The sequence below is a fragment of the Nocardia sp. NPDC004582 genome, from assembly GCF_053602115.1.
This window is the reverse complement of the sequence record NZ_JBSGCY010000221.1, coordinates 1-7267: the sequence shown is the minus strand read 5'-3', so window position 1 is coordinate 7267 and position 7267 is coordinate 1. Positions and strand designations below refer to the sequence as shown.

4 protein-coding genes and 1 pseudogene are annotated in these 7267 nt (G+C 69.5%); all 5 read right to left on the bottom strand.

What is annotated here, in order from left to right; translation table 11 throughout:
- Positions 1-1476 (bottom strand): Hsp70 family protein (locus tag ACWELJ_RS32595; protein WP_452369920.1); only part of this gene is annotated, 1476 nt, incomplete at its 3' end.
- 742 nt (positions 1477-2218) lie between these two features.
- On the bottom strand, positions 2219-3802 hold the full coding sequence (locus tag ACWELJ_RS32590) for an FAD-dependent oxidoreductase (protein ID WP_452369919.1): 1584 nt from the start codon (positions 3800-3802) through the stop codon (positions 2219-2221).
- 16 nt (positions 3803-3818) lie between these two features.
- Positions 3819-4823: an AurF N-oxygenase family protein gene (locus tag ACWELJ_RS32585; protein WP_452369918.1), complete on the bottom strand. Its 1005-nt coding sequence runs from the start codon at positions 4821-4823 to the stop codon at positions 3819-3821.
- Positions 4824-4999: 176 nt separating this feature from the next.
- Positions 5000-6010: an Hsp70 family protein gene (locus ACWELJ_RS32580; RefSeq protein ID WP_452369917.1), complete on the bottom strand. Its 1011-nt coding sequence runs from the start codon at positions 6008-6010 to the stop codon at positions 5000-5002.
- 442 nt (positions 6011-6452) lie between these two features.
- A pseudogene (locus tag ACWELJ_RS32575) lies at positions 6453-7267 on the bottom strand (hypothetical protein); the annotation flags it as partial.

Sequence of the window (7267 nt, the reverse complement as noted above, 5' to 3'; positions counted from 1 at the left end):
CTGGCCTGCTCCCGGCTGGGTTCCGCCGGGTTGGGTCGCGCCCGGCTGGCCGGTGCCCGGCTGCGTCGTCCCAGGCTGGGTCGCGCCGGGCTGGCCGGTGCCGGGTTGGGTTGCGCCGGTGGTGGTTCCGCCGGGCAGGGTGCCCGAGATCGGGGTGGCGGAGGGGATGCCCGGGATGCTGATCTTGGGGGTCTGGCCGGTGTAGCCGCCGATGGTCCAGCCCGCGAGCACGGGGTTCTGGAACGGGAGCGGGTTGATGAACTGGGCCGGGTTGGCGTAGGTGACAGCCGGATTGGTCAGGGTGAGGGCGCGGGTCTCGCAGTGGCTGCCGCCGCCGGTGGTGTCCACGGGACGGCCGTTGTACCAGGTGGAGGTGACCGTCGGGGCCTGCGGCGCGAAGCCGCGCACGGCGGCCACGGTGGCGACGGCGTGGGAGCGGGGGCCCGCGAGGGGGGTAGCGGTCTCGTCGAGGACCACGACGTCGCCGCCGAGGGCGGCGGTGCCGGCGGGCGGATCGGTGGGTTCGGGGGCGGCCTGCAGTCCGGGCGGCCCGGCGACGGGCCCGCCGAGCACCGTGGCGGCGGACATGGCGAGCGCGGAAGCGACTGCCGCGCCGGAGATCACGGCGGCGCGAGGGGCGTAGCGGCCGATGGCGGAGCCGGTATCGACACTGCGAAAGGCGGCGATGGACGCGCCGACGGCGACGGTGTGCGCGGGATCGGGCGACATGACGACGGGACGGCCGAGATCGGCCAGCACCCGCGCCACCTCGGGGGGCCGGGCCGCGCCGCCGATCAGCAGCACCCGGTCGATCTCCTCCATGTGCAGCCCGGCCCGGTGCACGACGGACCGGACCAGTCGTAGCGAATTGCGAATATGCCAGCTGCGCAGACGGTTCGTGTCGGAGGCGGGCACCACGGCCGAGACCGGCTGGGTCGCGCCGGGCGCGATGCTGCGCGCGTATTTGGCCAGTAGCGCGCCCAGCGGCCGCCCGCCGAAGTCGTAGGAGCGTTCGGCGCGGCCGAGGATGCCGCGTTCCTCCACATCGGATTCGGTACGCACCACGGCCAGGTCGAGGCTGTTGCCGCCGAGGTCGTAGACCAGGGTGAGCCCGTTCTCGGAGAGGCCGTATTCCTCGTCGAGCCATTCGACGGCGGCGACCGGTTCGGGCATCAGGGTGACATCCGCCGCTCCGGACCAGTCCAGCGCCCGCCGGATGCGGGTGACCATTTTGTCCGAATAGCAAGCGGGATAGGTGGATACGGCGGGCGCTTCGGGCGCATGGGATTCGATCAGCCCGTTCACCACCGCCGCGATGAGGTCCGCGGGCGACCAGATGCGGCCGCTGATGACCACCGGGTCGGGATCGGCGGTGAGATCCGCGAAGTCGGTGACCACCGGCGCGAACCGGGGAATCCCCCCGATCTGCGGGCCGCCGGCGCTGTCGAAGGTGACAGCGGTCCGGCGAACCCGCACGGCTGGTCGGTTCCTTTCACCGGCCGTGGTGGCCCATACAGAGTTCACTGTGCCGATGCTCATGCCAAAGCCAACTGTCATTGCTATCCCGTCAACGCACCGAGACCACGGCCCATCAGGCATACCAACCATGTGGTCGCGGTCGTTTTCCAAACAGCGCGTTCAGGTTAGCTGGCGTTTGCGGGCGTTGAATATCGAATCGGGAGAAAAGATTTCGTGTCCAGTAGCGAAGTTGGCGAATCTACTGGTCAGGCAACCGCGCCAGCAAGATCAAATCCGACCACCCCAAAAAGGCAACCGAACAGTCTTTAGCGGTGGCTACAACACAGCGAACAATAAATTCATACCGACCGGTAGGCGAGTAGTGTCCGAAAAACAAAACCGCAACGTCAGTATGCGAGGGCGGATTACCGATCACTGGTCGGTAGCTACCCCGAAACACCCCACGCGGGCCGCCCAACCGTCCGTGATTCGCGACGAAATCTTCTCTACTACCGGAGATGTCGCCGCGAGCGAACGCGGCATTACAACTCGCACAACAGCATCGGTACAGCGGACTCGACGGCACCCGCGGGCGTTCGCACGGACCCCGGGGATTCGCGGCGGCGGCGACGCCGGATACGTTGCCCGGCACAAAAAGTCACCCATCGCCGCCCGGCCGGGCCCGGAAAAGACGAAGGCCGCCGCACGCACAGGGGTTGCGTGCGGCGGCCTCCCGGGGACGACGCCGACAGGGGTGGGGTCAGCGACGCACCATCAAGGACAGCTTGCGCCGGGGACGGTTGACCGCGCCGCCACGGATGGCGTGCGGCTGCCGTTCCCCGACCAGCCGGTCGAAATCACTTGCGCTGCGCGCGGGCCGGGCCAGGCGCCCGGCATTGAAGTCGTCCACCAGCTGCCGCACCGTCTGCTGCGCACAGGATTTGTTGGTCCCGATGAACCCGGTCGGACCGCGCTTGATCCAGCCGGTCACATACGCGCCGGACACCACCGCGCCGCCGGACTCCTCGAGCACCCGTCCGTCCAGGTTCGGGATGATCCCGGCCCGCTCGTCGAACGGCACGCCCGGCAGCGCCACGCCGCGGTAGCCCACCGAGGTCAGCACCAGTCCGGCGTCGAGGGTCTCGACGTCCTCGGTCGAAACCGCGTGCACCGCACCGTTGTCGCCGGTGACGAGCTCGTTGCGCACCACCTCGACCCCGGTCACCCGGTCCACGCCCGCGATGGCGAGCGGCGCCGACAGGTACCGGAACACGATCCGCTTGCGTCCCCCCACGGGGCGATCGGCCAAGCCGTGCAACAGCTTCAGCTTGTGCTCGACCTTCTGCGACATGCCCTCGACGATCGGCGGCAGCTCGCCCTCGACCACGATGTCGACATCCGCGCCCAGCAGGCCCACGAATTCCGGCACGGTGAAGGCGGATTCGGCCGGGCCACGCCGGCCCAGGATCACGACCTCTTCGATATTGCTGCGCCGCAGCGCGTTCAGCGCCCGCTGCGAGACGTCGGTGCCGGCCAGCAGTTCCGGATCGGTGGTCAGGATGCGCGCCACGTCCAGCGCCACATTGCCGTTGCCCACGATCACCGCGCGGCGCGCCGACAGATCGAAGAACCGGCCCGACTGGTCGGGGTGGCCGTTGTACCAGGCCACGAAGTCGGTGGCGGAGGCGCTGCCCGGCAGCCCCTCACCCGGGATCCCGAGCTTGCGGTCCGAGGACGCGCCGACGGCGTAGATCACCGCGTGGTGGTGCGCCAGCAGTTCCTCGTGCGAAACGTGCTCGCCCACAGTCACGTTCAGGTACGAGCCGAACCCCGGCTGCGCCGAGATCACGTCGAACAGCTCGCCGACCTGACGGGTCTTGGTGTGGTCGGGCGCGACGCCGAAGCGGGCCAGACCGTAGGGCGTGGTCACCTTGTCGAACACGGTGACCGACACGCCGGGCTGGGTGAGCAGTTCGTCGGCCGCGTACATGGCCGAGGGCCCGGAGCCGATCACGGCCACCCGCAGCGGTTCCCGCCCGGGCTTGACCTCGGCCGCCGGAATCGGCATGGCCAGCAACGGCCGCGGCCGTTCCTGCCGGTAGAAGTCGGCGTTGATCTCGATGAAGGGCAGCTGCTCGTCGGTCAGCTTCTTCGAGGAGGTGATGGCGTCCACCGGGCACGCGGTGGCGCACGCGCCGCAGTCCACGCAGGCCTGCGGGTCGACGTAGAGCATTTCCGCGGTCAGGAAGTCCGGCTCGTCGGGAGTCGGATGGATGCAGTTGACCGGGCAGGCGTAGACGCAGGACGCGTCGCTGCAACAGGACTGGGTGACAACGTACGGCACTGTACGTCCCCTTTCTCTACGCGACCTTGCCGGAGCGGATCGGCTCCGAGCGGTAACGGGACGCGGCGCCGTCGATGCCGAGCAGCTTCCAGACCCGCTTGGAGATCGGGTTCATCAGGCCGATCTCGTGGGCCAGCGCGCGCACGTCGATGAAGTAGTCGCTGAAGACCTGCTTGGCTTCCTTGGAGCCGTAGAACAGCTCCTTGCGCACCTGCTCCGGGATGTCGAACTCCTGGAAGAACTTCTTCGGCGGGGTCGCGATGGAGCGGCCCAGGACGAACATGATGAGCGGCATGGCGATCGAGAGCACGAAACGCTCGGCGGCATTGCGCTCGGGCACGTGGTGCTTGAGGAACTCGTGCGCGAAGGAGATGTGGCGCGCTTCCTCGGCGACGTGGATGCTCATGACGCCGCGCATGATCGGATGGACTTCCTCGCCCGAGCGCAGGATCTGCTTCTGGATGTGGTCGATCGGCTCCTCGCCGGCGAGCACGGCCATGAAGAACAGGTTCGGGAACGCGATGGCGACCGGCACGCCGAGCAGGCGCAGCTGGCGGACGAGCGGGCCCATGCCCGGGACGTCGACACCGATGCGGTTCACCATCTCCTGGAACATCAGGGTGTGGTTGAGTTCCTCGGCCATCTCGTGGGTGCAGTAGCGGAATTCCGCGTCACCGTTGGGCAGCGAGAAGGTGTGGTTGACCATGCCGCTGATCAGGATGGACTCGAACTGCAGGCCGACCTTGGCGATATTGGCCTGGCGGTACTTGCCGACGGCGATCTGCTGGTCGACGGTCAGCGACTGATACCAGTCGTGGCGGCCGAGCGGGTCCGCGGACTCCGGCAGGATCCAGCGCTCGGGGCGGGCGTTGGCGTCGAAGTCGGGGTTGTCCCAGTCGATGTCCTCGAACGGGTCGAAGTGCTTGTTCACCGACCCTTCCGAGAGCAGCAGCAGCTTGTTGGCGTACTCCTGAGCTTCGGCAACCACGGGGTCGTCAAGGGGGGTCGTGGTCGGAGACATCGTCGTCACCTCTCCAGTCAGTGGCGGTATGTGTACCCAATAGTTACACCAAACCGGAGAGGCGTCAACAACAGTTCGCAAGATGCTTGCACGAGTTAGCAGACCTGGACACACGGTTCACGGACGAACTCGCGAGTAGCAGGACAAATGATCATTTCAGAGCGCCGCGGACTCCCTCAGAGCGCCGCCACGCGCGTGACACGCCGGAACAGTCCGGTCAGCGCATGATGCCGATGGCCCGCCGACTCCTGGGCCAGCACACCCTGCCGGGCCGCGATGGCCGCGCCGTCGGCGATGGTCCGTTCCGGGTCGGAGGAGACCACCACGGGACGCGCCAACTCCTCGGCCAGCACCTGGGCCACCTCGGGCGGCCGCGCGGCCCCGCCCACCACCAGGATCCGATCCACATCGGCCATGGTGACGTCCGCGATCCGCAGGCACCGGTAGACCAGGGCGAGCGAGCGGCGAATGTGGTCGGCGCGCAGTGCCCCGGAGTCCGCGTCCGACAACCCGCGCGGCACCACCGGCGAGCCCGCCCCACGCCGCGACGTGCGCGCCACCATGTCACCGAACGCCCGCCCGCCGAAGTCGGTCGAACGCAGCGGCAGTCCGACGATCGGATTGCTGGGCGCGCCCATGCCGACGCGCAGCAGCGTGACATTCAGCCCCGCCCCGCCGAGGTCATAGACCAGCGCCAATCCCGGTGTGAGCGGCCCGCGTTCGGCGGCCAGCCAGGCCGCGGCCGCGATCGGCTCGGCCACCAGGGTGGCCCGGTCCAGGCCCACGCCGTCCAGGGCGGTGCGCAGATCGGCGACCAGATTGGCCGGGTAGCTCGCCGGATGGGTCACCGCGATACCGGTCTCGCCGTGGTCCAGCGCCCCGGCCGGGGGCTTGCCCAGCACCTCCGCGACCACGCTGTAGGCCACGGTGGCCACCAGATCCGCGGCCGAGAGCGCCCGGTGCCCGACCCGCGCCATCGGCGCGCCGCGCTGGGCGAGATCGGCGAAATCGGTGATGACGCGACCGTGCCTGGGTATGCGCCCGACCCGGGCGGTGCCGGAACTGTCGAAGGTGAGGGTGGTGCGCCAGATGGCCGGCGGAATACCCCGGCGGCCGGGCGGCAGCTTGCCGGTCCGATCGGCCGCCGTGGAACAGACCGTATTGACCGTGCCGATACTCAAACCCACACCGAACGCCATCATCCACCTCGATCGACGAGTCCATCGGGCCGAGCGTTTCGCACCGGCCGTCGAACTCGACCCCGAATTCATGCAACTCCTGCGCCGGATGCTTGCCAACCACCGGACACGAGATTGTCCGCACGTGCGCCGCCGAGCGGCGACAACCGTGCTGTCCAGGCAGGCTGCCGCGAACCGGACCCGCCCGCGTTCTGATCGCGAGATGTTTGCCCGAACTCACCCATTCGCCGGATACGCGACAGCCGACGCCACCCAGGACGTTCGCTGCCCGGGACATCCGCCGCCCGGGACGCCCACTGCCCGGGACGTCGGCTGCCCGGAGCGTCCGTTGGCCGGGGCGTCCGTTGGCCGGAGCGTCCGTTGGCCGGAGCAACGAAAGTCGCCCCCGCACCGGAGGATCCGGGCGGGGGCGACTCAGCGTTGTGTGCGGCTACTTGGCGGTCGAGCTGAACAGTGTGTTGCTGAGCACCGAGACCACGCTGTAGGCCAGGTTGATCAGGTCCGCACCCAGACCCGAGTCACCGGTGAGCATCTTGGCCAGCGGGCCGAAGAACTTGACGGCCAGCTGCACCAGCGAGGTCACACCCTCCGCGCCCAGGCTGTCGGACTTGGAGTTCTTGTCGGCGCCGGGAGCCTGCGCGCCCGGGGTCGACTGCGTCCCGAGACCGCCCGGCGCCGCCGAATTCCCCTGACCGCCAGGGGTGCTCGGCGATTGCCGCACCGGTGCGCGCAGATCCGCGATCGGCCGCACCGCCGGGGTGGCGGGCCTGGCCTGCGCGGCCGGCGGCTGAGTTCCGTTCTGCGGCAGGGTGATTCCCGGCTGCGGCACGGTCTTCTGCTGAATGCCGGGCTGCGGCGGCGTCTGCGCGTGCTCCCAGTTGTTCAGGAACTGATCGGCGAGCTGCTGGAAGACCTGGAGCCCGTCCTCGAGCACTGATTCGCCCGGCTGCTGCGCCGGATTCTGTTGCGCCGGACCGGTACCCGGCGTTCCCGGGTTCTGCGCCGGGAGCGCCGGAGTCTGCCCGGGCTGGGCCTGACTCGTCCCGGGCTGGGCCGGGGTGGGAGCCGCCGGAGCCGTCGCGTGCGGAGCCTGCGCCGGGATGATGGCCGCGGGAGCCTGCGGGACGACCGCGGCCGGAGCCTGCGGAACCACCGCCGCCGGAGCCTGCGGGACGACCGCCGCGGGGGCTTGCGGCGCAACGGCTTCGGGAGTCGGCGCGGGCACCGCCGCCGGGGCCTGCGGAG